The 24,718-nt window shown below is 64.1% G+C and carries 25 protein-coding genes; 12 read left to right on the top strand and 13 right to left on the bottom strand.

The genetic code is table 11. The annotated features are described in order from the left end of the window. Positions 1 to 33: 33 nt before the first annotated feature. Together pncB and pncA are read right to left on the bottom strand one after the other, a co-directional pair. Complete coding sequence (pncB, locus tag AC4FS3_RS19340) at positions 34 to 1,326, bottom strand: nicotinate phosphoribosyltransferase (RefSeq protein ID WP_092895550.1); 1,293 nt, start codon at positions 1,324 to 1,326, stop codon at positions 34 to 36. Positions 1,327 to 1,402: 76 nt separating this feature from the next. Continuing rightward, positions 1,403 to 2,017: a bifunctional nicotinamidase/pyrazinamidase gene (gene pncA / locus AC4FS3_RS19335; RefSeq protein WP_491021902.1), complete on the bottom strand. Its 615-nt coding sequence runs from the start codon at positions 2,015 to 2,017 to the stop codon at positions 1,403 to 1,405. Between the two features lie 96 nt (positions 2,018 to 2,113). Here pncA and trhO point away from each other — a divergent pair, with 96 nt between their 5' ends. After that, complete coding sequence (gene trhO, locus AC4FS3_RS19330) at positions 2,114 to 3,031, top strand: oxygen-dependent tRNA uridine(34) hydroxylase TrhO (protein ID WP_491021901.1); 918 nt, start codon at positions 2,114 to 2,116, stop codon at positions 3,029 to 3,031. Positions 3,032 to 3,157: 126 nt separating this feature from the next. On the opposite strand, the gene AC4FS3_RS19325 is transcribed toward trhO, so the two are convergent. Both AC4FS3_RS19325 and AC4FS3_RS19320 read right to left on the bottom strand, forming a co-directional pair. Further along, on the bottom strand, positions 3,158 to 4,288 hold the full coding sequence (locus tag AC4FS3_RS19325; RefSeq protein WP_092895544.1) for an S-(hydroxymethyl)glutathione dehydrogenase/class III alcohol dehydrogenase: 1,131 nt from the start codon (positions 4,286 to 4,288) through the stop codon (positions 3,158 to 3,160). Positions 4,289 to 4,480: 192 nt separating this feature from the next. Beyond that, complete coding sequence (locus tag AC4FS3_RS19320; protein WP_283177053.1) at positions 4,481 to 4,609, bottom strand: hypothetical protein; 129 nt, start codon at positions 4,607 to 4,609, stop codon at positions 4,481 to 4,483. 22 nt (positions 4,610 to 4,631) lie between these two features. On the opposite strand from AC4FS3_RS19320, the gene AC4FS3_RS19315 reads away from it, so the two are divergent. Then, complete coding sequence (locus AC4FS3_RS19315) at positions 4,632 to 4,931, top strand: I78 family peptidase inhibitor (RefSeq protein WP_491021900.1); 300 nt, start codon at positions 4,632 to 4,634, stop codon at positions 4,929 to 4,931. A 37-nt stretch (positions 4,932 to 4,968) separates the two neighbouring features. Next, positions 4,969 to 5,271, top strand: coding sequence for an I78 family peptidase inhibitor (locus AC4FS3_RS19310; RefSeq protein ID WP_491021899.1), 303 nt, complete (start codon positions 4,969 to 4,971; stop codon positions 5,269 to 5,271). A gap of 924 nt (positions 5,272 to 6,195) precedes the next feature. Here the strand turns inward: AC4FS3_RS19310 and AC4FS3_RS19305 are convergent. Next, positions 6,196 to 6,627 carry a c-type cytochrome gene (locus tag AC4FS3_RS19305; RefSeq protein ID WP_491021898.1) on the bottom strand — a complete coding sequence of 144 codons (432 nt, stop codon included), beginning with the start codon at positions 6,625 to 6,627 and terminating at the stop codon, positions 6,196 to 6,198. A gap of 139 nt (positions 6,628 to 6,766) precedes the next feature. On the opposite strand from AC4FS3_RS19305, the gene AC4FS3_RS19300 reads away from it, so the two are divergent. Next, complete coding sequence (locus tag AC4FS3_RS19300; RefSeq protein ID WP_491021897.1) at positions 6,767 to 7,213, top strand: hypothetical protein; 447 nt, start codon at positions 6,767 to 6,769, stop codon at positions 7,211 to 7,213. A 279-nt stretch (positions 7,214 to 7,492) separates the two neighbouring features. Here AC4FS3_RS19300 and AC4FS3_RS19295 read toward each other — a convergent pair whose 3' ends face one another. Next, on the bottom strand, positions 7,493 to 7,756 hold the full coding sequence (locus tag AC4FS3_RS19295) for a penta-EF hand family protein (protein ID WP_198839041.1): 264 nt from the start codon (positions 7,754 to 7,756) through the stop codon (positions 7,493 to 7,495). Positions 7,757 to 8,234: 478 nt separating this feature from the next. Between AC4FS3_RS19295 and AC4FS3_RS19290 the strand changes: the two genes are divergently transcribed. Further along, on the top strand, positions 8,235 to 9,140 hold the full coding sequence (locus tag AC4FS3_RS19290; RefSeq protein WP_198839040.1) for a LysR family transcriptional regulator: 906 nt from the start codon (positions 8,235 to 8,237) through the stop codon (positions 9,138 to 9,140). Positions 9,141 to 9,240: 100 nt separating this feature from the next. Here AC4FS3_RS19290 and AC4FS3_RS19285 read toward each other — a convergent pair whose 3' ends face one another. Genes AC4FS3_RS19285 through AC4FS3_RS19275 form a run of 3 tightly spaced genes read right to left on the bottom strand, consistent with a single transcriptional unit; the run spans position 9,241 to position 11,747 of the window. After that, on the bottom strand, positions 9,241 to 10,269 hold the full coding sequence (locus AC4FS3_RS19285) for an OmpA family protein (protein ID WP_491021896.1): 1,029 nt from the start codon (positions 10,267 to 10,269) through the stop codon (positions 9,241 to 9,243). Between the two features lie 54 nt (positions 10,270 to 10,323). Further along, positions 10,324 to 11,031, bottom strand: coding sequence for a GNAT family N-acetyltransferase (locus AC4FS3_RS19280; protein WP_491021895.1), 708 nt, complete (start codon positions 11,029 to 11,031; stop codon positions 10,324 to 10,326). Continuing rightward, a complete protein-coding gene (locus AC4FS3_RS19275; protein ID WP_198839037.1) occupies positions 11,028 to 11,747 on the bottom strand; it encodes a competence/damage-inducible protein A in 720 nt (239 codons plus the stop codon). Before AC4FS3_RS19275 ends, AC4FS3_RS19280 begins: the two co-directional genes overlap by 4 nt. Positions 11,748 to 11,911: 164 nt before the next feature. Between AC4FS3_RS19275 and map the strand changes: the two genes are divergently transcribed. The 3 genes from map to AC4FS3_RS19260 all read left to right on the top strand — a co-directional run bounded on the left by map (position 11,912) and on the right by AC4FS3_RS19260 (position 14,429). Next, positions 11,912 to 12,733: a type I methionyl aminopeptidase gene (map, locus tag AC4FS3_RS19270; protein WP_491021894.1), complete on the top strand. Its 822-nt coding sequence runs from the start codon at positions 11,912 to 11,914 to the stop codon at positions 12,731 to 12,733. After that, positions 12,733 to 13,203: a YbaK/EbsC family protein gene (locus AC4FS3_RS19265; RefSeq protein WP_491021893.1), complete on the top strand. Its 471-nt coding sequence runs from the start codon at positions 12,733 to 12,735 to the stop codon at positions 13,201 to 13,203. Before map ends, AC4FS3_RS19265 begins: the two co-directional genes overlap by 1 nt. Before the next feature lie 134 nt (positions 13,204 to 13,337). Then, complete coding sequence (locus AC4FS3_RS19260; RefSeq protein WP_491021891.1) at positions 13,338 to 14,429, top strand: hypothetical protein; 1,092 nt, start codon at positions 13,338 to 13,340, stop codon at positions 14,427 to 14,429. A 171-nt stretch (positions 14,430 to 14,600) separates the two neighbouring features. Here the strand turns inward: AC4FS3_RS19260 and AC4FS3_RS19255 are convergent, their stop codons facing one another. Together AC4FS3_RS19255 and AC4FS3_RS19250 are read right to left on the bottom strand one after the other, a co-directional pair. Further along, positions 14,601 to 15,374 carry a DUF6478 family protein gene (locus AC4FS3_RS19255; protein WP_491021890.1) on the bottom strand — a complete coding sequence of 258 codons (774 nt, stop codon included), beginning with the start codon at positions 15,372 to 15,374 and terminating at the stop codon, positions 14,601 to 14,603. A 174-nt stretch (positions 15,375 to 15,548) separates the two neighbouring features. Next, complete coding sequence (locus AC4FS3_RS19250; protein ID WP_491021889.1) at positions 15,549 to 16,199, bottom strand: hypothetical protein; 651 nt, start codon at positions 16,197 to 16,199, stop codon at positions 15,549 to 15,551. Positions 16,200 to 16,552: 353 nt separating this feature from the next. Here AC4FS3_RS19250 and pheT point away from each other — a divergent pair, with 353 nt between their 5' ends. Further along, positions 16,553 to 18,973, top strand: a complete 2,421-nt coding sequence (gene pheT / locus AC4FS3_RS19245) for a phenylalanine--tRNA ligase subunit beta (protein ID WP_491021888.1) — start codon at positions 16,553 to 16,555, stop codon at positions 18,971 to 18,973. A gap of 55 nt (positions 18,974 to 19,028) precedes the next feature. Then, entirely contained in the window at positions 19,029 to 19,808 is a 780-nt protein-coding gene (gene xth, locus AC4FS3_RS19240; protein ID WP_491021887.1) for an exodeoxyribonuclease III, read from the top strand. Positions 19,809 to 19,814: 6 nt separating this feature from the next. Here xth and AC4FS3_RS19235 read toward each other — a convergent pair whose 3' ends face one another. Both AC4FS3_RS19235 and dksA read right to left on the bottom strand, forming a co-directional pair. Further along, the gene (locus tag AC4FS3_RS19235; protein WP_491021886.1) at positions 19,815 to 20,996 is read right to left on the bottom strand and encodes an FAD-dependent monooxygenase; all 1,182 of its coding nucleotides are present in this window, start codon (positions 20,994 to 20,996) and stop codon (positions 19,815 to 19,817) included. 142 nt (positions 20,997 to 21,138) lie between these two features. Next, entirely contained in the window at positions 21,139 to 21,561 is a 423-nt protein-coding gene (gene dksA / locus AC4FS3_RS19230) for an RNA polymerase-binding protein DksA (RefSeq protein WP_092901232.1), read from the bottom strand. A 183-nt stretch (positions 21,562 to 21,744) separates the two neighbouring features. On the opposite strand from dksA, the gene AC4FS3_RS19225 reads away from it, so the two are divergent. Together AC4FS3_RS19225 and AC4FS3_RS19220 are read left to right on the top strand one after the other, a co-directional pair. After that, positions 21,745 to 22,584, top strand: coding sequence for an AAA family ATPase (locus tag AC4FS3_RS19225; protein ID WP_283177039.1), 840 nt, complete (start codon positions 21,745 to 21,747; stop codon positions 22,582 to 22,584). Positions 22,585 to 23,410: 826 nt separating this feature from the next. Next, positions 23,411 to 24,703 (top strand): DUF2927 domain-containing protein, encoded by a 1,293-nt coding sequence (locus AC4FS3_RS19220; protein ID WP_491021885.1) that lies wholly within the window; start codon positions 23,411 to 23,413, stop codon positions 24,701 to 24,703. The last annotated feature ends 15 nt before the right edge of the window (positions 24,704 to 24,718 follow it).

Here is a 24,718-nt window from a genome sequence, read left to right as displayed (position 1 = left end):
CCGCTCCGCCCCTGCTCCCGGGGATGCGCCAGATCAGACCAGCACCTCTTGCGCCTGCTGGTCGCCAACCGCGAAGACGCGCTTGTAGCGCGCGATTTCCGCCGCCGGCCCCATTGCCTTGTTCGGGTTGTCGGACAGTTTCACCGTCGGGCGGCCATTGGCCGAGATCGCCTTGCAGACAAGGCTGAACGGCGCCAGCGCGTCATTCGGCACAAAGCCGCGGAAGTCATTGGTCAGATTGGTGCCCCATCCGAAGGAGACCTTCACCCGGCCCTGGAATTGCATATGCAGCTTTTCAATCATCGCCACATCCAGCCCGTCCGAGAAGATCACCAGCTTTTCGCGCGGATCTTCGCCGCGCTCTTTCCACCATTGGATCGCACGCTCTGCCGCCGCCGCCGGATCGCCGCTGTCAATCCGGATGCCGGTCCAGCCCGCCAGCCAGTCAGGCGCGCGTTTCAGGAAACCCTCGGTCCCGAATGTGTCGGGCAGGATCATCCTGAGATTGCCGTCATGTTCGTCATGCCAGTCGGCCAGAACCTGATAGGGCGCCTGGGCGAGTTCGGCATCATCCTTAGCCAGTGCCGCATAGACCATCGGCAGCTCATGCGCGTTGGTGCCGATCGCCTCGATATCGCGCTTCATCGCGATCAGGCAATTTGAGGTGCCGGTAAAGGCCTCTCCCAGCCCCTCCTGCAGCGCCTGGACGCACCAGTCCTGCCAGAGATAGCTGTGCCGCCGGCGTGTGCCGAAATCGGCCATCTTCAGCCCCGGGATCGCCCGGAGCCGTTCGACCTTTTCCCAAAGCCGGGTCATGGCGCGCGCATAAAGCACCTGGAGCTCGAATTTGTGCATATCCTTCAGCACAGCCCGCGAGCGCAGCTCCATGATCACTGCCAGCGCCGGGATCTCCCAGAGCATGACCTCGGGCCATTTGCCCTCAAAGGTCAGCTCATACTGGCCGTCGCGCTTTTCCAGGTAATAGGGCGGCAGTTTCAGCCCCTCGAACCATTCCATGAAATCGGGGCGGAACATCTGGCGCTTGCCGTAAAAGGTATTGCCGCGCAGCCAGGTGCTTTCTCCGCGTCTGAGGCTCAGCGAACGCACATGATCAAGCTGCTCGCGCAGCTCACCCTCGTCGATCAGATCGGCAAGGCGCACCGACTTTGTGCGGTTGATCAGCGAGAAGGTGACATTCGTGTCCGGGCGATTCCGGTAAATCGACTGACACATCAACAACTTGTAGAAATCAGTGTCCAGCAAAGACCGGACAATCGGGTCAATCTTCCAGTTGTGATTGTGCACGCGCGTTGCGATATCGACCATGTCTCAGCCTCCTCCGGGCAGTGAAGCGGTTAAAGCAACCCCCCGCGTCACTGTCCAGCATTCCTGTCAGGAAATATCAGCGCGGATCCACCATCACGACGCCCGCATCGGTCATTTGCGCCCGCGCCTCTTCCAGCGAGCCATCCAGATCAATCGCGCGGCTAAGATCCTCGCGCAATTCGACCCGGAACCCGAGCCGCACCGCATCCAGCGCCGAATAGGCCACGCAATAATCGGTGGCGAGGCCTGCCAGCACCAAAGTCGTGATCCCGCGCGCGCGGAGCCAGGCCTCCAGTCCGGTCGCGGTTTCCCGGTCATTCTCGAAAAAGGCCGAATAGCTGTCGATCCCGGCGCGAAACCCCTTTCTGAGGATCAGCTGCGCCGGGTCGGTCGCCAGATCCGGGTGAAACGCCGCCCCCTCTGACCCGATCACACAATGGCGCGGCCAGAGCACCTGCGGCCCGTAGGGCATCTCCGTCACCGTAAACGGCGCAGCCCCGGGGTGATTGTCGGCGAAAGAGCTGTGATCCGCCGGATGCCAGTCCTGGGTCAGCACCACGCAGCCAAACTCCGGCATCAGCGCATTGATCCCGGCGATGATCTCATGACCGCCTTCGACCGCCAAAGCGCCGCCGGGGCAGAAGTCATTCTGAACATCAATGACGATCAGCGCCGCATCGGTTTCGCGCATCTCAGGCCCTCCGAATTTTGGTCACCCTCACGCGGGCAGGCGCCTGCGTCAACCAATCCGCTTGATTTCACGCCCCCGGAGGTCCATTTCGCGCCTATGATCACCATCGCAGCCCTCTATCACTTTACCAGATTCCCCGACCCTGCCGCCCTGCGCCAGTCGCTGCTGGATCTTTGCGCGCGCTCAGGCGTGAAAGGATCGCTTTTGCTTGCGACCGAAGGCGTGAACGGCACCATTGCCGGCCCGCGTGCGGGCATCGATGCCGTGCTGGCGCATCTGCGCGCCCTGCCCGGCTGCGCGGATCTCGACTGGAAAGAAGCGCAGTCGGACGAGATGCCCTTCGGCCGCATGAAGGTGAAACTGAAGCGCGAAATCGTCACCATGGGCATCGAAGGCGTCGATCCACGCGCCTCGGTCGGCCATTACCTCTCGCCCGCCGAATGGAACGAGATGATCACCGCCCCCGATGTCGCGGTGATTGACACGCGGAATGATTACGAGGTGGGCATCGGCACATTCCAGGGCGCCATCGACCCCGGCACAAAAAGCTTCCGCGACTTCCCCGCCTGGTGGGAGGCCAATCGCGAACGCTTTCACAACAAGCGGATCGCGATGTTCTGCACCGGCGGCATCCGCTGCGAGAAATCCACCAATTACCTGATCTCGCAAGGCGTTGAGGATGTCTTCCACCTCAAGGGCGGCATCCTGAAATATCTCGAAGATGTGCCGGAAGAACAGTCGCTCTGGAACGGCGAATGCTACGTCTTTGATGGCCGCGTCTCGGTCGGCCATGGCCTTGTCCCCGGCGATTACCTGAGCTGCGGCGCCTGCCGCCGCCCGGTTTCAGCCGCAGATCGCCTGCACCCTTCCTATGAAGAAGGTGTCTGCTGCCCGGCCTGCGTCACGGAATACAGTCCTGACGACCGCACCCGTTTCCGCGAGCGCGAAAAACAGATGCGCCTGGCAAAGACCCGCGGCGAAAGGCATCTGGGCGCCAACCCGTCCGACGCCTGATCCTGCCCCCTTTTTCGGGGCCGGATACAGAAAAAGGGGCGCAACGCGCCCCTTTTCTTTTATCTGCAACATTTCTGCCGGAGACCGCCGCCCCTGAAGGGGCGGGCGGGCTAAGGCGGGTTGTCCTTAATAGACCACGACCGCCCGGATCGATTTGCCCTCATGCATCAGGTCAAAGCCGTGATTGATCTCTTCCAGCTTCAGCTGATGAGTGATCATCGGATCGATCTCGATCTTGCCATCCATGTACCAGTCGACGAATTTCGGAACGTCCCGCCGCCCTTTCGCGCCGCCGAAGGCGGTGCCTTTCCAGACCCGCCCCGTCACCAGCTGGAACGGCCGGGTTGAGATCTCGGCCCCCGCCGGCGCCACGCCGATGATCACCGACACACCCCAGCCGCGATGCGAGCATTCCAGCGCGTCGCGCATCACTTTGACATTGCCGGTCGCATCGAACGAATAATCGACACCGCCGAGATGATCCGCGCCGCGCTTCGTCAGATTGACGATCTCCTGCACCACCGAACCTTCGATTTTTGACGGATTCACGAAATGCGTCATGCCGAATTTGCGCGCCATTTCCTCTTTATCGTCATTCAGATCGACGCCGATGATCATATCGGCCCCGGCCATCCTGAGGCCCTGGATCACGTTCAGCCCGATACCGCCAAGGCCAAACACCGCTGCGGTCGAGCCGATCTCGACGCCTGCGGTATTGATCACCGCGCCGATGCCGGTGGTCACGCCGCAGCCGATATAGCAGATCTTGTCGAAAGGCGCGTCATCGCGGACCTTGGCCAGCGCGATCTCCGGCATCACCGTATGGTTCGCAAAGGTCGAGCAGCCCATATAGTGGTAAACCGGCGTGCCATCGAGCAGCGAAAACCGCGTGGTGCCGTCGGGCATCAGCCCCTGGCCCTGGGTATTGCGGATCGCGGTGCAGAGATTGGTCTTGCCCGAGAGGCAGGAATAGCATTCCCGGCATTCCGGCGTGTAAAGCGGGATCACATGATCGCCGGGCTTCAGCGTCGTCACGCCCTCGCCGACCTCGATCACGATCCCGGCCCCCTCATGCCCGAGGATACAGGGGAAGATCCCCTCCGGATCCGCGCCGGAACGGGTGAATTCGTCGGTATGGCAAAGCCCCGTCGCCTTGATCTCCACCAGAACCTCACCCCGTTTCGGGCCTTCAAGGTTCACTTCCATGATTTCAAGCGGTTTGCCTGCAGCAAGAGCGACGGCGGCACGGGTACGCATGGCTGATGTTTCTCCCTTAACAATCGCGCGTAACCTGGGGCAGACGGGCACGGAAAGCAACGCAGGAAGGGACATGTTTTCTCTGGTTTCCCGCTTTGCCGCGGCCTCTCTGTTGCGCGGGGCCAGCCTGGAGTGAATACGGGCCAGAGAGCTGCCGCCTCGCAAGGGATCGGCGCGATAAATGGCCTGCCTTCAGGGATCATCCCGCCAGGCATCCCGCCGCGCGGCATCGTCGGTCACGGCGATGGCAAGCCTCAGCGGATCACTGCGTATGTCGTCGATCAGGGGATCATAACCCGGGCGGAATGTGATTAAATCCACCGACACTGCCGGGAGGAAGATGATGCGAAGCCGCGCCTTTGGATTTGGACTGATGCTGTTTGCGGGCTTTGGCCTTGCGGGCTGTGCCGGAGGCGGCGGAGGCGGCCCGGCCCCGCGCAAGGTCGCTGATCCGGCGCTTTGCGGCGCGGATCGCATGGCCCATCTGACCGGCGGCCCGGCAACCTCGCTGCCTGGAGACGAGGTGGACGGCCCGCTGCGTCTGATCCGCCCCGGCGATATGATCACCGAAGATTTCAACCCTGCGCGCCTGAATGTCGCGCTGGATGCGCAGGATCACATCACCAGCCTCACCTGCGGCTGACACCAGCCCCGGTTCGCCGGACAGAAGGAGGAAAGCAATGCCCCTGTTACGTCTGACTCTGCTGCCGCTTTGCGCGGGACTTGCCCTGAGCGCCTGCGTCCCTGCGCCCCCGGCGGATACCACGCCGAGCCTGCCCGCGCCTGCCGATGACACTTGCGGCGCCCGCGCCGCCGGCCATCTGATCGGTCAGGATAAGGCCATGCTCGCGAGCCTTGCGGGGCGCCGCGATCCGATGCGGGTGATTTCGCCGGGCCAGGCGGTGACGATGGATTACAACCAGGCGCGGCTGAATGTCCAACTGGACGCGGCAGGAAAGATCACCAGCATGAACTGCGCCTGACCCGGCGCCTCAACAGGAAGCTGAAAACCCCTGCCTCGAGGGGCGGCGACCGGATCGCTGTGCAGCGACGTCGCCCCCGGGGAGCGAATCCCGGCACGGCATCCGCTGCGCAAGATCCGGTCCCGGCACCAGCTCAGCGCGCAAACGGTTGCAACCTGCTGTTTCGCTGTTTCTCTGTTTCTCTGGTTCGCTGATTCGTGAGCCCTGGGATCGACGACGCTGTCCTGGTCCCGACCCGTGCTCACGAAAAAACCGTGACCGGGTGCTGACCACGGAAATGTCCCGTCGGGTCATGACTGTCCCCTCAGGCGCAAAGTCCTCCGGAATGTTTGCTGATCATCCCCGGCCTGGCGCATCGTGATGCAGAACCGCTGCTGTCGGACGATCGCTTCCCGGTCTATGGTACCCTGGTGACGTGCCGGGCATCCATCAAGCGCTTCCAGCCGAAGGACAGCGTGACCTCCGACGGAGGCGTAGATCCGGGCGATCGGCCAGAAACCCGCGCACCGCCCATATCCTCCCCCACCCCACATGCCGCAAGCGCAACGCCGAAGTCGATTTGCGCAGCGAGAAACGCTCCTCCGGCGCGCGCCATGCTTCGACGACCGGTCCGGAGACCCGGGTCGTCCGGGCCGATCTGACCCGGGCGGCAGACCGCGGCTCTGACAGTGCCGAATGTGTCGCGGAGGCTGCACCAGATGCTGGTCACACCGCAAATCGCCGCACGTCACCAGGAATTCCCGTCACTCCACTATCGACGGCAGACCTGCCCGTCAGGCCGGCTATGCCAGGTCCCGGCGGCATCGGGCGCTGCTCAAGGCAAACAGGCCCGCACACCAGATTTTTTCAGCGTTCTGTTAAACCAGAAAAGCCGCTCCAACGCGATGCGGCGCGGCTTTTTTCAGGGCAAGAGGCTAAAACGGATTATTCGCGAAAGACCGAATGACAGGCTTTGCAGCTGGCACCGATCGAGGCCATACCTGTCTTGATAGTCTCGGCCGAGCTGGTGTCCAGCGCTCCGGCCGCCTGCCCGAAACCGGCGGATTTTGTGGTGAAATCCTCCCAGCTGGTCCAGATCGCAGGGAGGGCCTCTGAGACCGGGTCCTCTGCGCCTGCGGTTGCGAAAACCGTGTCGATCCGGCCTGCGGCGGCGATCAGGACGGTTTTGGCGGCGTCGGCGGCAGCGGCATCATAGGGCGCTTTGCCGCTGGCCATCTCGCCAAGGATCTTCGAGGTAGTGCCGATCTCTTTCATCAGCTTTGCGCGTTCAATGGCTTCGGGCTGGCTCGGTTCGGCAGCAAAGGCGGCGGTTGCAAGAAGGATTGAGGCGAAAAGCGCGGCGGTGACGGGTCTCATGGTCTGGCTCCGGTGCTGGACATGGATGGGTGGAGTTAAGCATGTGACCGGGCACGGCGATAGCGGGGTGATCGAGGCATGCTTCACAGCAGCGTGAACATGCCTGCGGACGCGCGGGCGGACGCGGGGCGGCACCGGAATGATTGCCACCGCCGCCACCCGTGCGGTCGCGGCGATGGGCCGGGATGGCTGTTTCCATAACCGCCTCCCCGCCCCCCCCCTGCCTGCTGGCGCCAAGACCGCGGGGGAGGCGACATACCAAAGGGATGAGGCCGCCGCGCAAGGTGCTGCGGCGGGCGCGGGTAGGGCAAGGGATGTCGAGGAACGAAGGCCAGGATTGCGCGGCACGCGCGCCCGGAGCAGATCTCTGAATATCGGTGACAGGTGGCGCGGGGCGCGGTGGGTCTGCGGCGCCGCAACGCTGGCCGAGACTGAAGCGGTGATCCTCTCCATCGGAGTGGTGCCGCGCGATCCTGGCCTTCGTGCCGGGATGAGCTTGCATGTGCTGCGCGACGCTGATCGGCTGGCGGGGAGTGAAGTCCGGCGCTCGTATTGCGACGTCAGGGGCCAGGAGTGCCGGGTTTGATGTGGTGAGATGTCTTGTGGGGACGCAATACCTGGCCGGTGTGGGCCCGGGCGCCGCGCGGCGGGATTGCGGGCGGCCCGTTCAGCTGGCAGGACCCGTATATCATCTGATCGGGGGCGCGACCGGGGCCGCCGGGCCGGTTGCGAGACGCGCCGTTGATCAGCGCGCCATTGTTCAGGCGGTGAGGCTGGCGACCACGCTTTCACGCACGGCAAAGGGAGGAAAAGGGTTGGGGGGCGGCCCGGACGCCACCCCCCAGTCTGCTGCGTATCTGCCGCGTTACTGCGCGGGCAGCTGCACGAGGCCTGCATCAACTGCGGCCTGCAATTCCTCCGGCGAGACCGCGCCATTGGCATCGGTATCGATGGCAGCGAAGCCCTCTGCGGTCAGATCTGGCCACACCGATTGCAGCTCGGCATGCGACCAGTCACCGCTGGCATCCAGGTCCTCGATCATCGGCAGGGCGGTCTGAGCGACTGCTGCGCCAGCGAAAAGGCCAAGCGACATTGCGAAGAGAGCCATGCGTTTCATCGGGCGTTTCATCGGGTCATCCTTTCGGTATTTCCGTTTCAGTCTGACGGGGCGCGGCATCACCGGCCCCGACGTCCAATCTGGGCAGGATCGCGGCAGGGTAAAGAGCCGCCGCCAGCCGGCGGGGATCGCCCGCTGAAACCGTCCCTGCACGCGGATTTTCTCCGCCTGGAGCGGCTTTGCGCCCTTTTCCCGCCAGGGCCGGCCCGCGCTTTGCGCAAGGGCCTGCCTGTCGGATGGGCACAGACAAACCGCCCATCCGGACCAGGGTCGCCGTTTCCGTGCCTTCAACGATCCCTGCAAATTCCCCGGATAGGTCGCGTCTCTGCCCCGATCCCGCCCGAATTGGGGGGCAAAGAGAGCGAAGGCCCAGGATCTGGAGGGTCTTTCCCGGGCAAAGATGCGCTGACCGCGCAGCCCGGACCTCCGGGCACTATGGCTGCGTCGCTACCCCAGTTTTCTGCCCTCAATTCTGCTGCCGAGGAACCCGATGGATCGACTGACCGAGATGGAAGCTTTTGCCACCGTTGTGGATCAGGGCGGATTCACAGATGCGGCCAAGAAGATGGGGATCTCGAAATCCGCCGTCTCGAAACATGTCTCCTCGCTTGAGGCACGGCTTGGTGCGCGACTGCTGAACCGGACCACCAGACGTGTCTCACCGACCGAGATTGGCCTTGCCTATTACGACCGCGCCCGCCGCGTGCTGAATGACGCCGGCGAAGCGGATGCGCTGGTGACGTCGATGCAATCGGCCCCTTCAGGGCTGCTCAGGATTTCGGTTGCGACCGATTTCGGGGTGAACCTGCTTTCGCCCATTCTGGGGGATTTCCTGCTGGAATACCCCGATATCACCGTGAATATGGTGCTCAACAACCGTTATGTAGAGCTGATCTCGGAAGGGTTCGACATGGCGATCCGGGTGGGTGAGCTGGAAGACAGTTCGCTTCGCGCCCGCAAACTGACCGAGACCACCAAGCGCATGATCGCCTCGCCGAGCTATTTCCAGCGCTATGGCCGCCCGATGAAGATCGACGATCTGAACGAACACAAGCTCCTGCATTATTCCAACCAGGCCAATGGCAATGTCTGGAAGCTGACCGCGCCCTCGGGTGAACGCCGCCAGGTGCGCTCGAATGGCTGGCTGACGGTGAATGACGGGCAGAGTCTGCTGAACGCCGCCCTGGCGGGGCTTGGGATCGCTTATCTGCCCTCGTTCCTCTATGCGGATTCGATGCGCCAGGGCCAGGTCGAAGAGGCCATTCCCGGCCTGCCGACCGAAGTTCTGGGCATCTATGCGGTCTACCCGCCGGGCAGGTTCACCCAACCGAAAGTGCGCGCCTTCATCGACTTCCTCGCACGCCGCTTTATCGACAAAGGGCCGGATAAGTGGTGACCCCGCAAAGGAGAGCCGCACAGGTGACCACCGGGGCGACTGAGTGCCCCGGAATCTGAAATTCCGCTGTCCCGTTACACGCCTTGTCGGGAAGCCAAACTCAGGTCGGGGCCGGAATGGCCTCGACCCTTCTGTTTTTCTGGCGCCCCTCATCATTCGCATTGCTGGCGCGCGGCGCAAGCGGGCCGGCGCCTTCGGCGGTCATCCGGGCGGCCGGAATCCCGAAATCGGTGATCAGGGCCTGACGCACCGCCTCGGCCCGCCGCTTCGACAGCGCGATATTGGCACCAAGCGCACCCGAGAGATCGGTATGCCCGACCAGGATGAGACGCCGGGCCGGATCGGCCTGCAACCAGGCCGCGACCAGGGTGAGCGAGGCGTAATCGCGATCGCTGAGCGCGGCGGAGCCGGTCTCGAATACCAGATCGTCCAGTGCAAAGGGCAGGCCGGCATCAAGCTGCGACTGCCCGTCTGCCTCAGCCCCGGGGGCGGCAGGCGTCACGGGTTTGATCAGGGGAACCGCCACAGGATCTGGCCGACCGGGGCTTGTGCCCGACATACCAGGCTCCGAATTACCCGGGACCCCGATACCCGGGATTGGCGCCGGCAGCGCCTCGCGTCCGACTGAAATCACCTGCACAAATCCCGCGCTGGCCGAGCGGCTGACCATCAGCCCCACGGCCTCATCGCCCCGACGGGCAGAGAGAAAGCGGAATTCGTTGAGATCAACATGCATCCCCGGCTCAGGCAGCACCTCGGTTGCAAAACGGAAATCAAAGCCGCCGCATCTGCGTGCCTCGCAATCCAGTACAACCTCGTATCCCAGCGCCAGAAGCTGGTCGCGCAACGGCGCCAGCAATTCCAGGGGCGAGGCGCCGGCGCTTTCCAGCTGCCAGGCGCGGCGGTCGACCTGACCCTCGAAAGTTTCCACCGTCAGCTCGTCATTGCGCCATGGCGCCACCGGCAGATCATAGCTGTCATAGGCTGCAGGCTGCGCGGTGGCGCCTGCCACGGGATAAGAGAACAGCGGCTGAAATGGTTCTGCCGCGCGCAAGGGTTGCGGCGCGGCGAAGGGCAGCACAGGGACAAGAACCAGCACAAGGGCCGGCAGGGGCAAGCGGAAGGTCACGGCAAACGGAACCCCTGTAACGACCTCGGTCAGACCGGACCAAAGAGCCTGAACTCAGCCCTTTCGGATCCGGTAATGGTATTTTCCCACAATCGACATGCCGGCGCGATCATAAAGCGCGCGGGCGGCGGTGTTCTGCTCTGTCACTGCGAGGCTGAGCGAATGGCCCCCCGCATCTGCGGCCCAGTTTGCCGCCGCAGCCAGAAGACTGGCGCCTGCGCCCTGGCGGCGCATATGCGGCGCGACCTCGATCGCATGGATCATCGCATGATGCCCGGAAAGCGCCACGAAACAGGCGCCGGCCGGGCGGTCGCTGTGCCGCGCGAGGATCGCGGTCTTTGCGCCGGACACGCGCTCCATCACCCGGATCCGGGCGGGGCCGATCCCACCCTGTTCCCAGATTTCGCGGGCGGTCTCCAGCGGCGGCCAATGCGGGAAAGCGGCCAGCGGCGGCAGATCCTGTTGCAGATCCGCGACCGGAGCCGCATAGATCACCACCGGGTCGATCACCGCATAGCCCCGCGCCTCAAGCGCGGCATCAAGGGCTGCGTCACGCTCGTAAATCGTGAAAAGCGGCTCGGCCATTGCGGCCTCGGCAGCGCTGAGCGTCGCCTCGTTCCAGGACCCATGCACGGTGGCCGCCGAGACGCGTTTGCCGCCCCCTGCCCCGTCGCGCAGGTGGAACGGCCCCAGGATACGGGTGGCAAAGGGCGGCCAGGTGGCCTCCATAACATCGGCTATGAGTTTTCCCGGCCAGTTCATCCAAACATCCCCACAAGACGCATCATCGCCTGATCAAGCCGCCCCGGATCGGTGCCGCGGATCACCAGATTGGTGCCGAAAGCGCCGTTCTGCTGGAACGGGTAAGAGCCCATGCTGAGATCGGGATATTCTTCGGCCAGACGGCCAAAATCGCCGGCAATCTCGCCCTCGCCACGCATGACACGCAGGTTTTGCGACAAAAGCGGCGCCCCGCCGGTGAGGCGCGGGAGGACCGAAGCCAGCATGGATTCGAAGATATTCGGCACCCCTGCCATGACATGGACATTGCCGAGGATGAAGCCGGGCGCGACCGAGATCGGATTGTCGATCAGCACCGCGCCATCCGGGATCCGGGCCATGCGCTGGCGGGCCTCGTTGAAGGGGAGGCTCTGACGATCGTAATGCGCCCTGAGCAGCGCCATCGCATCCGCCCTGTGTGAGATTGCCGCCCCCATCGCCTCGGCCACCGCATCGGCGGTGATATCGTCATGGGTCGGACCGATGCCGCCCGAGGTGAAGACATAGTCATGCGAGGTCGAGAGCGCCCGGACCGCCGCGACGATGGTGGCATGTGCGTCGCCGACCACACGGGCCTCGGTCAGGTCAATGCCGGCGCGGGTCAGTTCACCCGCCAGGTGCCAGAGATTGGAATCGCGGGTGCGGCCGGAGAGGATCTCGTCCCCGATCACCAGCATTGCGGCTTTGGGATTGGCCATAGGCGCCTCATCAGATGCGTTGCGCGTAAAGGTATAGCGTGGCGGTGGGGGTTTTCCACCCCCACACCCCCGGAGGATATTTACAGACAGAAAATGGCAGGGCGCCGGTGGCTCTGGTGTTTTTATTTGCGATTGCCTATCTAAAGCCTTGAAAGCGAGGGGCGATGGACACGCGCGGACGGATCACAAAGGACGGTATTCGCATCTATGAAGAGGCGGATTTTGCGGGGATGCGTGCGGCGGGGCGGCAGGTGGCCGAGATCCTCGACATGGTTGCGCCTCTGGTGCAGCCGGGGGTGACCACGGCGTCCATCGACGATTTCATCCGCGAGGAGATCCGGCGGCGCGGGCTGATTTCGGCAACCATCGGCTATAAAGGCTATCAGCACGCCTCCTGCATTTCGATCAACCATGTCGTCTGTCACGGGATCCCGGGGCCGAAGGTGCTGGCCGAAGGCGATATCACCAATATCGACGTGACGGTGATTGTCGATGGCTGGTATGGCGACAGCAGCCGGATGTATGCGGCCGGCAAGATGCCGCGCAAGGCCGAGCGGCTGATCGAGGTCACCCATGAAAGCCTGATGCGTGGCATTGCCGAGGTGAAGCCCGGCGCGAGCTTTGGCGATATCGGCCGCGCGATCCAGACCCATGTCGAAGCGCAGCGCATGTCGGTGGTGCGCGATTTCTGCGGCCACGGGCTGGGACTGGTGTTCCATGCGCCGCCGAATGTGCTGCATTACCATACCCGCAGCGCCGATAAGATCATCCTCGAAGAGGGCATGTTCTTTACCATCGAGCCGATGGTCAATCTGGGCCGCCCGGAGACCAAGACATTGGCCGATGACTGGACCGCCGTGACGCGCGACAAATCGCTTTCGGCCCAATATGAGCATTCGATCGGCGTGACCGCGACGGGCTGCGAGATCTTTACCCTCTCGCCCGCGGGCACCTTTTTCCAGACCTGGGACCAGGCGGCGGCGTAATGGCAGCGACGCGCGGCACCGATCAGCTGACGCGCGCGGGTGTGGCGTTCACGCTCCACCCTTATAACTATGATCCGGGAGCGGAAAAGATCGGCATGGCGGCGGCTGAGGCGCTTGGCCTTGACCCGCATCTGGCGCTGAAATGCCTGATGGTCGAGGTTGACGGCAAGCCCGCCTGCTGTGTGATCCCGTCGGATGCAAGCCTGTCAATGAAGAAGGTGGCGGCGGCTTTTGGGGCCAAACAGGCGGCGATGATGCAGCCGGCAAAGGCCGAGAAGCTGACAGGCTATCATACCGGCGGCATATCGCCTTTCGGGCAGCGCAAAGCGGTGCCGGTTGCGCTGGAAGTGACGGTCTCGACGGCGGAAAAGGTCTGGATCAATGCCGGCCAGCGCGGGCTTTTGCTGGGGATAGCCCCCGGGGATGCCCTGACGGTGAGCGGTGGCAAAGCGGCAGCTCTGATCGCCTGAGATATGCATTTATTGATGCACGCATGCAAATTTTGCATATCAGGTCTTCGCATACTTTCGCATACAAAAGTTGCGTGACAGGCGCGCAGCCCCTAGCAGGGGTCAGCCAGCCATGATGCCACAGGAGCACTGCCATGTATGAGGACCGGATCCGTCACGGGGCCCTGCGCGACAAGGTGGTCTCTGCCGCTGAGGCGGCAAGCCTGATCCGGGACGGGATGGTGGTCGGCATGTCGGGCTTTACCCGTGCGGGTGAGGCGATGGCCGTGCCGCTGGCGCTGGCGGAACGGGCAAAGACCGACCCGCTGAAGATCACGCTGCTGACCGGGGCGAGCCTCGGCCATGACCTCGATAAGATCCTGGCAGAGGCGAAAGTGACGGCGCGGCGGATGCCGTTCCAGTCAGATCCGGGGCTGCGCCGGGCGATCAACGCGGGTGAGGTCATGTTCATTGACCAGCATCTGTCGGAAACCGTCGAACAGCTCCGGCGTGGCCAGATCCCGGGGGTGGATGTGGCGGTGATCGAGGCGGTGGCGATCACCTCGGATGGCGGCATCATTCCCACGACCTCAATCGGCAATTCCGCGAGTTTCGCCATTCTGGCGGATAAGGTGATCGTCGAGATCAACCTTTCGCAGCCGCTGAGTTTTGAGGGGCTGCATGACGTGTTCATCCCGACCTATGCGCCGAACCGGATGCCCATTCCGGTGGTGACGGTGGACAGCCGGATCGGCATGCCCTGGATCGCCATTCCGCCCGAAAAGATCGCGGCAATTGTAATTACTGAGAAACAGGATTCGGCGGCAGCGATTTCGCCTCCGGATGATGAGACGCGGGCGATTGCCGGCCATCTGATCCGGTTTTTCGAGGGCGAGATGGCGGCGGGGCGGCTGACGAAACGGCTCGCGCCCTTGCAGGCCGGGATCGTCAAGAGAAAGCCCGGATCGGGTTTTCTGTCCTCGCCTCCCTCTGGCGTCACACGTTCAGCCGGATGTCAGCTCCGACCGGCGGCTTCCAGGCAATGGCGGCGGAAGGCGCGCTTGAGCATATCGAGCTCGGCGCGCAGGAGGTCGAATTCGGCGCGCAGATCGTCTTCCATGGCGACGCCGGTGATGATGGTGAAATGGGCAAGCACCGGCTCGGCCGCCGCGCCCTTGCGCCGGATCAGGAAGGTCTGGACCCCTTCCGACAGCACCTCGGACCGGACCGGCACTTTCACCGCGTAATCGCCGGAGCGGCCGGGGATCGGGGTGACGGTGACGCCGGGCTGCATTGTGCCGTCCAGCGTGACTTCAAGGGTCGGGGCGGTGTCGCCTGCGCCCGAGAGGATCCCCTCCCAGGTGCCGGCGCGGATGCGGGTGCGGGTCAGGGTGACGGCGTCCGGCATGGTCAGTTCCTTACAGTTCGGCCCTGGGGCGCCGGCTGATCGTCAGATCGCGCAGCGTCACCTGGTTCATTTCGGGCCCTTCGAAAATCAGGTCGATCCAGAGCTTTTCGATCCGTTTCTCATTGACCCTTGTATAGGCGAGGTCGAATTCGACACTGGCGTCTTTGCCGTTCAGCGGCAGCTCGCGCACCACCTGTTCGACATTCGGCCCATGGCGGATGTTCAGCCTTGCAAAGACTTCGAGCGGTTTTTCCACCTCGATGATGGCGTCAAGCCGGATCAGGTGCCGCAACCGCAGCCCCTGCGCCGCCGCATCGGGCAGATCCAGCACCAGCGACAGGAAACTGCCGTCAAAGCGGAAGACATCCATACGAAAACCAAAAGGCGCCACATCCTCTTCGCGGGTATTGCGCAGCTGGCGGACGGTCAGTTCCGAACGACGGCAGTCATGGAACAGCGTGGTGCCCTCGCAGATCAGCGATTTGCCCTCGACCGCCGTCATGCCCGGGACGGGGATCGGGCCTTTCCACAGATCCGGGCGCCAGGCCCAGTCGGTACCCGGCAGGCGGCGGAAGGATCCTGCGCCGATCAGCGGCAGGGTCAGGCGGTATTCGGCCTCGAACAGGACGCGGTCGACCTCGCGGCGGGTCTGACGGGCAAGGCCGCGCAGGCTGCGCAGGCGGTCAAGCGGGGTCGTGGCGGCTTCGCCGGCGTTTTCCGACCAGCGCGCCAGCGCGCGGCGGAAGATGAGCCGGTCAAGTTTCTCTCTCAGTCGCCCTGCCATTGCTTTCCGTTTCGTATGTCTGGCCAAAATTCCCGGGGCCGGATGCCGCGTTGTGTCCCGCCCGCCGAAACAGTCCCTGGCCCACATCTGGCCCATGCCCTGGTTAGCAGGCCGGGCCGGGTGTTGCAGCAGAAAACATCGCCCCCGCTGCGGGCCAGATCCCCGGCGCCCTTTTCAGGGTGCCGCAACCGCTGGCTTTTTCACCGTCGAACCGTTGGCGGCGCGGATCGAAGTGATGGATTTTTCCAGCAGCGCGCGACTTTGGTCGGGGGACAGGCTGCTCGTTTCGGGCGCCATGACCGAGACCGAGACCAGACGCCCCCGCAGCCCCAGCACCGCGCGCCAGTATTCCCCCACCTGGCGGTCAAACATCCGCATGACAAGCGCGCCTCCCGACAGCGCTGTCTGGCGCACAACGACCGAGGCAGGGTTGCCATCACGCGCAAGGGCGGCGCGACCGGGGCGCGACATGAAATAATCCGACAGCGCTTTGGCGCCGGATTGCAGGATCTCGGCCGATCCCTCGCCGCCGATGGTGACACTGATCACGGCGGGAACCACAGCACCTTTCGCCGCACATTCACCGATCAGCACCACCGCGCCATCGGACGAATCGCTGCTGGCACCGGGATGGATACAATAGCCGGCGGGCGGCTCGATCCGGATCTCGCCGCCGATAAAGCTCATCGCGCCGCCTTTGCTGGCCGTGCCGCCCCCTGTGCCCCCACCTGTTCCACCGGGCGCGACACAGGCCGAGAGCAGCGCGGCGCAGGCAAGCCAGGCGAAGAGGCGCGAGCCTTTGCCCCCGGATCTGGTCGGGGCCACAAATTGCTTAATCAGGGAAAACGTCGACGTTGAAATCAGAGGCGCGTCATACAAAGTACTTTTCCTTCACACTGCCCGGCCCGCCGCCTGTCACACTGTCTGTCATCTGTTCCGGCACGTTTTCGGGCGAGTAACGGTCCGGTGATGGTTAAATCGCCCGGCCCTTCCGGGCAAGCATTCTGTCGAGGCGCCGGGCTTGCCGTCCGGGTCATTCCTGCTGCCCGTTACAGGGCATATGCCGCTGCCGCCTTTCCCTTTGAACGCCATTGCGCTAATGCCCTTTGCGATACAAGCGACTGCCCACCTGCGACACCACCGGCTGCCCTATAGCCTCGCCTCAGCGGAACCTGACGATGAAATTCACCCTCTCCTGGCTCAAAGACCATCTGGAAACCGGCGCTTCCGTCACGGAAATCGCCGATGCGCTGACCGATCTGGGGCTTGAGGTCGAGGGGATCGAAGACCCGGCGGCACGGCTCGGGGCCTTCCGCATCTGCCGCGTGATCGAGGCGGTGCAGCACCCCAATGCCGACCGGCTCCGCGTTTGCCGTGTTGCGACCTATCCGGGCGGGCCGGGATCGGATCCGGTCGAGGTCCAGGTGGTCTGCGGCGCGCCCAATGCGAAAACCGGGCTGGTCGGTGTGTTCGCGCCGGTGGGCACCCATGTGCCCGGCACCGGGGTCGATCTGAAACCAGGTAACATCCGCGGCGTGGATTCAAACGGGATGCTGTGTTCCGAACGCGAGCTGGAACTGTCGGACGATCATGACGGCATTATCGAACTGCCCTCGGATGCGCCGCTGGGCGCGCGCTACATCGATTATAAGGGCGTCAATGATCCGGTGGTCGAGATCAAGATCACCCCGAACCGCCCCGATGCGCTTGGGATCCGGGGCGTGGCGCGCGATCTGGCCGCGCGTGGGCTGGGCCAGCTGAAACCGCTGGAAATCACGCCGGTTGCCGGCACGTTCGACAGTCCGGTGACGGTGCGGATCGAGCCTGCGCTGAAATCCAAAGCCGCGCCGCATTTTGCAGGCCGCGTGATCCGGGGGGTGACGAACGGGCCCTCGCCCGCCTGGCTGCAAAACCGGCTGAAGGCCATCGGGCTGCGCCCCATTTCGGCGCTGGTCGATATCACCAACTATTTCACCTTCGCGCTGAACCGCCCGCTGCATGTCTTTGACGTCGACCGGATGGAGGGCAGCGAGCTGCATATCCGCCCGGCAGTTGCCGGCGAGACCCTGCTGGCGCTGGATGGCAAGACCTATGCTGTGCGCGCCGGTGATATGGTCATCGCAGACGCGCGCGGGCCGGAAAGCCTTGCAGGGATCATGGGGGGCGAGGAATCGGGCTGCACCGACGCGACCACCACGGTCTTTCTGGAATCCGCCCTCTGGGATGCGATCACCGTCGCCGCCACCGGGCGCGCGCTCAAGATCAACTCGGATGCGCGCTATCGGTTCGAGCGTGGCGTTGATCCGGCTTTCACCCTGCCGGGGCTGGAACTGGCGACGCAGATGGTGCTGGATCTGTGCGGCGGCGAGGCCAGCCATGTCGTGAGCGATGGCGCCGCCCCCGACACCACCCGCGCCTACCGGCTGGATCCGGCACGGCTGATCAGCCTTGTCGGCATGGAGATCCCCGAGGCCGAACAGATCCGCACGCTGCAAGCCCTTGGCTTCACGATGGACGGGCTGATGGCCGCCCCCCCCTCCTGGCGGCCCGACGTCCAGGGCGAGGCGGATCTGGTCGAGGAAGTCGCGCGGATCGCGAGCCTGACGAAACTGGTCGGCGCGCCTTTGACCCGAGCGCTCCCGGGCGTGCCGAAGCCGATCCTCACGCCGATGCAAATCCGCGAGAAAGCCGCGCGGCGCCAGATCGCCGGCCTCGGCTATAATGAATGCGTGACCTACAGCTTTATCGACGGCGCTTCTGCGGCCCTGTTCGGGGGTGGCACGGATGCGGTGAAGGTCGACAATCCGATCTCGTCCGAGATGAGCCATCTGCGCCCCGACTTGCTGCCGGGATTGCTGGCGGCAGCGGCGCGCAATCAGGCGCGCGGCTTCCAGGATATGGCGCTTTTCGAGGTTGGCCCGGTTTTCTCCGGCGGTGAGCCCGGGGAACAGGTGCTGCTGGCCTCGGGCCTGCTGGTCGGCGCCTCGGCGCCGCGCGATCCATGGGCCTCGCGCCGTCCGGTCGATGTCTTCGATGCGAAAGCCGATGTCGAGGCGGTGCTGGCCACACTTGGCGCGCCCGCAAAGGTGCAGATCACCCGCAAAGCCGATGCCTGGTGGCATCCCGGCCGCTCGGGCGTGATCGGCCTTGGGCCGAATACGCTTGCGACTTACGGCGAGATCCATCCGCGCGTTCTGGCCGCGATGGGGGTCAAAGGCCCGGCGGTCGGCTTTACCGTACAGATCGCCAATATCCCGGCGCCCAAGGTGAAGACACCGACCCGCCCGGCGCTGGTGATCAGCGACCTCCAGGCGGTCGAGCGTGATTTCGCCTTCGTGGTCGATGCAAAGACCGAAGCCCTGGTGGCCGTCAACGCCGCCCTTGGTGCCGATAAGGCCCTGATCGAGTCTGTCCGCGTCTTTGACCACTTCACCGGCGATAAGGCCGAGGCACAGATGGGCGAGGGCAAGAAATCGCTCGGGCTGACCGTCCGGCTGCAACCGACCGCCGCCACGCTGACCGATGCCGATATCGAAGCCGTCTCGGCAAAGGTCATCGAAAAGGTCACCAAGGCGACCGGTGGCGCGCTGCGCTCGTAACCCCTTCCGGCGCGGGGGCCTCTCCTCGCGCCGCTCACCTCTCCGGGAGAATGCCATGAAGATCGCCACCTTCAACATCAACGGCATCAAGGCCCGGATCGAGGCACTGCCGCGCTGGCTGCGCGAGGCCGAACCCGATGTGGTCTGCCTGCAAGAGATCAAATCCGTCGATGAGGGCTTCCCGCGCGAGCTCTTTGAGGAGATGGGCTATCAGGTCGAGACCCATGGCCAGAAAAGCTTCAACGGGGTGGCGATCCTGTCGAAATACCCGCTTTCCGATGTGACACGGGGCCTGCCGGGGGATGACAGCGACGAACAGGCGCGCTGGATCGAGGCTGTGGTTGAAGGCCCGCGCGTGGTGCGGGTCTGCGGGCTTTATCTGCCGAACGGGAACCCGGCGCCGGGGCCGAAATATGACTATAAACTCGCCTGGATGGAACGGCTTGAGGCCCGCGCGCGCACCCTGCTGGCGCTGGAAGAGGCGACGCTTTTCTTAGGCGATTACAATGTGATCCCCCAGTCCGAGGATGCCGCAAAGCCCGAGGCCTGGCTGGAGGATGCGCTTTTCCTGCCCGCAAGCCGGGCTGCGTTCCGCAGGCTTCTGAACCTCGGCCTGACCGAAGCGATCCGCACCCGCGACCCGCGCCCCGGTGTATACACATTCTGGGATTACCAGGCCAATTCCTGGGAGCGTGGCAACGGGATCCGTATCGACCATGTGCTGATGACGCCCCAGGCAGCGGATCTGCTGGAAGAGACCGGCATCGACAAGGATGTGCGCGCCGGGGACAAGCCGTCAGACCATGTGCCGGTCTGGGTGCGTCTGGCGGCGTAAGCGATCTCAGCCGATCTTCGTCACATCGTAATCATAAAGCCAGTTGAACCGCGACAACGCGGCACCGGGGGCAATGCGGCCACCAAGCCGCAGCCCCAGATGCGCCACCGCGCGCAAAGGGCCCGAAAGGTGATAGGCGCGCGCATTGCGGCTGGCCGCCGTCACGATGCGCTGCGTGCGCCGCGCGCGAGACACCTGATAGGCCACCAGCCCGGCCGTGCCGTGGCGTTCCAAGATCGCCGCCAGCGTCCAGACATCCTCCAGCGCCATATTCGCGCCCTGAGCAAGGAAGGGCAAAGTCGGATGCGCGGCGTCGCCAATGAGCGCCACCGCACCTTCGGGCAGCACCCGGACCCAGGTCTTCGCGACCGGATGGCGGAAAAGCCCCCAGAGCCAGACATCCCCGGCCTGGTCGAGCCAGCCCTTCACACGCGGGCTGAAATCGGCAAAAGCCAGCCGCAGCTCCATCGTATCATCGCGGATAGACCAGCCCTCTTCGGTCCAGCGGTCACGCTCTTCGACGGCGACGATGTTGCGCAGCGTGCCGCCACGCAGCGGATAGCTGACAAGATGCCGCCCCGGCCCCATATGGACCTCGGCGACCTTCGGCTCGGACGGATCGCAGGGCACAAGGCAGCGCCAGGCGACCTGCCTGGTGAAAACCGGCTTCGCCTCGCCATTCAGCGCGGCGCGGGTATGGGATTGCAGCCCATCGGCCCCGATCAGGATTGAGGCGGGTTCCAGTGCACCGGTGCAGGTCTCAACCACCGGCTGCGCCCCGCTCAGATCGACGCGGCGCACTTTTTGCAACAGCCGCAACTCGGCGCCGGCAGCTTTGGCGCCATCAAGCAAAAGCGAGATCAGATCGGCGCGGTGCAGGAAATGCCAGCCCTGATCAGGGCGGAGCCGCGCCACATCGAGCCGCGTCACGAGGCTGCCGTCAAAGCCGTCGCAGAGCTCGACCGCCCCGGCGCGCAGCGCGGCGGCCTCCAGCGCGGACCCCAGGCCAAGCGCCTGCAAAACCCGAGCGCCATTCGGGCTGATCTGCAAACCGGCACCGACCTCGCGGATGGCATCGGCCTGTTCCATCACGATCACCCGCGCGCCCTTCAGCGCCAGCGCCCGCGCCAGCGCAAGACCCGCAACCCCCGCCCCGAGTATGGTCACCGCCTGGTCTTTGAGCGTCATTCTGTCCTGATCCTGAGAAACCGGTCAGCCCGCCGGCAATGACAAAGCCGGGCAGAAGCCCGGCTTTCTTTTCCTGTGTCAGCGGCCTGTTTGCAAGCCTTGCCACGCCTGGCGCTGTCCCGGAACGGGCCTTTGACAGCCCTCAGTCGTCACGATGTACCTTTTCACGGCGCTCATGCTTTTCCTGTGCCTCGAGCGTCATGGTCGCGATCGGGCGCGCATCCAGCCGCTTGAGGCTGATCGGCTCGCCGGTCATTTCGCAATAGCCATATTCGTTGTTCTCGATGCGGCGCAGCGCCGAGTCGATCTTCGAGATCAGCTTGCGCTGCCGGTCACGGGTGCGCAGTTCCAGCGCGCGGTCGGTCTCTTCCGAGGCGCGGTCAGCGAGATCGGGCACATTGCGACCGCTTTCGGTCAGGTTGCCAAGGGTCTCGGCGGACTGGCCAAGCAGCTCCTGCTTCCAGATGATCAGCTTGCGACGGAAATATTCCAGCTGACGATCATTCATAAAGGGCTCGCCCTCGGCGGGGCGGTAATCGTCGGGCAGGAAAACTTCGGCCTTCATCGCAGATCTCTCCTTGTCGCCGGCGGGCGCCGACAGGTGGGCTTCTGTCATATGCGCACTCCCGTTGGCGCGGCATTTAGCTCATGTGGGCAGCAATGTCACTAGCAGTTGCGATAAATTCAACGCGCCGATAGGGTCCGCGAGGCCCATTGGGCACCCAATCCGGCAAGGGCGTGTGAACACATGAAATTCCAGTCTACCACAGGATATATCGCGGCTCCCGACCTCGCCGTGGCGGTGAATGCAGCAGTGGTTCTGGGCCGTCCGCTGCTGGTGAAGGGAGAGCCCGGGACCGGCAAGACCGAGCTGGCGCGTCAGGTCTCGGCCAGCCTCGGCATGGAGCTGATCGAATGGCATGTGAAATCCACCACCCGCGCCCAGCAGGGGCTCTATGAATATGATGCGGTCAGCCGGCTCAGAGACAGCCAGCTCGGCGATGCCCGGGTCCATGACGTGCAGAATTACATCCGCCGTGGGAAACTCTGGCAGGCTTTCGATGCGCCCGAGCGGGTGGTGCTGCTGATAGACGAGATCGACAAGGCCGATATCGAATTCCCGAATGACCTGCTGCAGGAACTCGACCGGATGGAGTTCCATGTCTATGAAACCGGCGCGACGGTGAAGGCCCGGCAGCGGCCGGTGGTGATCATCACCTCGAACAACGAGAAAGAGCTGCCCGACGCCTTTCTGCGCCGCTGTTTCTTTCACTATATCCGCTTCCCCGATGCCGAGACCCTGGCCGCGATCATCCGTGTCCATTTCCCCGATATCAAGGAAACCCTGCTCACCGCCGCCCTGACTGAGTTCTTTGCCATCCGGGAAACATCGGGGCTGAAGAAAAAGCCCTCGACCTCGGAGGTGCTGGACTGGCTGAAGCTGATCCTCGCGGAAGACCTCGCGCCCGAGGACCTCGCACGCGATCCCCGGCATCTGCTTCCGAAACTGCATGGCGCGCTTTTGAAGAACGAACAGGATGTGCAGCTTTTCGAGCGGCTGGCCTTCATGTCACGGGGGAATCGCTGAGCCCCGGGTCGCGCGACAGGGGATCAACCCCGAATTGCTTTTGCCCGAATCCTGCCCCGGTGTTGTGTCCAGCCTGAGGGACGATTCGGGCGACTTTGCCCCGATTACGCCACGATCTTGCCACAATCACATCACGACATTACAATTTCTGAAACATATTGAAATATTGCGTGACAATTTTGGGCCATATCTGGTTCCTGAAGCAAAAGTGACCGCGATGGCTAGTGACTCGCTGAACACGCAGATTCCGCGCAATTGACACATACAGGCCCCGATCACGACAAAGGGATTGTGTTGAATAGAAACACAGAAGCTTTGGTGATGGAGACACAACCTGTATGCTGGCAACAATGGACATCGTTCTGACCGCGACCGGACGTACCGGCGGCCCGGACAATGTCTGGTCCAACCGGTCGCAACCGGCGGGTCTTGCCGCACTCCATCCCTCTTCACCAGCATTCTCTGACCGCCAGCGCATCCCTGCCCGGATCGCCCTGCCGTCAGAGATTTCGCGCGTCGCTGCCCGGAAGGTCCCCGGGACGGCTGTGAACGACGCGGTTCCGGGGGGCACCCATATGTCTGCTCGCCCCCCCGTTACCGCGCCGTCGGATGCGCTCGTCACGGACCACCATCGGCTCAGGCCAGCATGTGATGCGGGGGCATCGCGTGCTGGCCTGGCCGGAGGCCAATGCAACTGCCGGGGGCAAACCTCCGCACGCAAAGATCGAGCTGCCACTCAATGCGACACATTCCGCTGCTTGCCGCCGCCCTGGCGGCCCTTACCGCCTGCGCACCCGCGCCCAATGCTGACGTAACCAAGGGACGGATGCTTCCTGCCACCGAGGCCGGCATCCTTTCGGCTCCGGCTTTCGTAGACCCCGTTGCGGGTCTGGCGCCGGTCGCCTCGGTGCGTCACAGCCCCGCCGATATGACAGCCGCCTTCCTCGGGCTTGGCTTCCGGCTGGAAAGCGGGCGCGAGCTGCCGTATTTCAGCCGCTTTGAAGGGCCGGTCACCGTGTCCCTCACCGGCAATGTACCCGCCACCGCAGGCGCCGATCTCGACCGCCTGCTGCAGCGGTTTCGCAGCGAGGCCGGCCTGAATGTGCGCCGTGTGAGCGCCTCGGAACCGGCTTCCGTCACCATCGAATTCAGCACCCGCCGCGAGCTCGGCCGCGCGGCTCCGAATGCCGCCTGTTTCGTGGTTCCCAATGTCTCCAGCCTCGCGGATTACCAGGCCAATCGCGGCACCTACCGCGTCGACTGGACCCGCGTGACCGAGCGTAAGACCGTCGGGATTTTCGCGCCCTCGGATGCCAGCCCGCAGGAAGTGCGCGACTGCCTGCATGAGGAACTGGCCCAGGCGATGGGCCCCCTGAACGACATGTACCGGCTGACCGATTCGGTCTTTAATGACGATAATTTCCAGGCCGTGCTGACCGATTTCGACATGAAGATCCTGCGCGCCTGGTATTCGCCAAAGCTGCGCTCTGGCATGTCGAAAGCCGAAGTCTCCGCGCAGCTGCCGGCAATTTTCGGGACCGGCGGGCCGCTGACCCAGGACACCTCGATCACGCCGCCGGCCTGGAAGGAACTTATCGCGGTTGCGCTGAACCCGGGCTATGGCAATGCACGCCGCAAAACCGCCGCCGAAAAGGCGATTGCAATGGCCCATGCCCAGGGCTGGAAAGACAGCCGCCTCGCCTTTGCCTATTTCGCCCATGCGCGGCTTCTGGTCGGATCGGACCGCGTCGCGGCCGTGTCGGAATTCACCAAAGCCGCCGCGATCTGGCGGACCCAGCCGGCCGGCGCCGTCTATGTCGCGCATATCGACATGCAGCTGGCCGCACTGTCGCTGGCCAATGGCCAGCCCGACCAGGCGCTGCGCTTCACCGAAAGGGCGATCCCGGTGATCCGTCAGTCGCAAAACCACGGGCTGCTGGCCACCACCCAGCTTATCCGTGCCGAGGCGCTCGACATGCTGGGCCGCAAGGCCGAAGCCGACCGGCTGCGAGTGGACAGCCAGCCGCTTGCGCGCTATGGCTTCGGCTCTGAGGCCAATATCCGGGCGCGGACGCGTGAAATCAGCGCGCTCGGGCTGCGCGGCCTCTTCCGCGGCTGATCGCCGGGCTGAGAC

It is taken from the genome of Pseudogemmobacter sp. TB195 (assembly GCF_058313095.1).
Note: the sequence above shows the minus strand (reverse complement) of the source record. Positions and strands in the feature narration are given on the sequence as shown.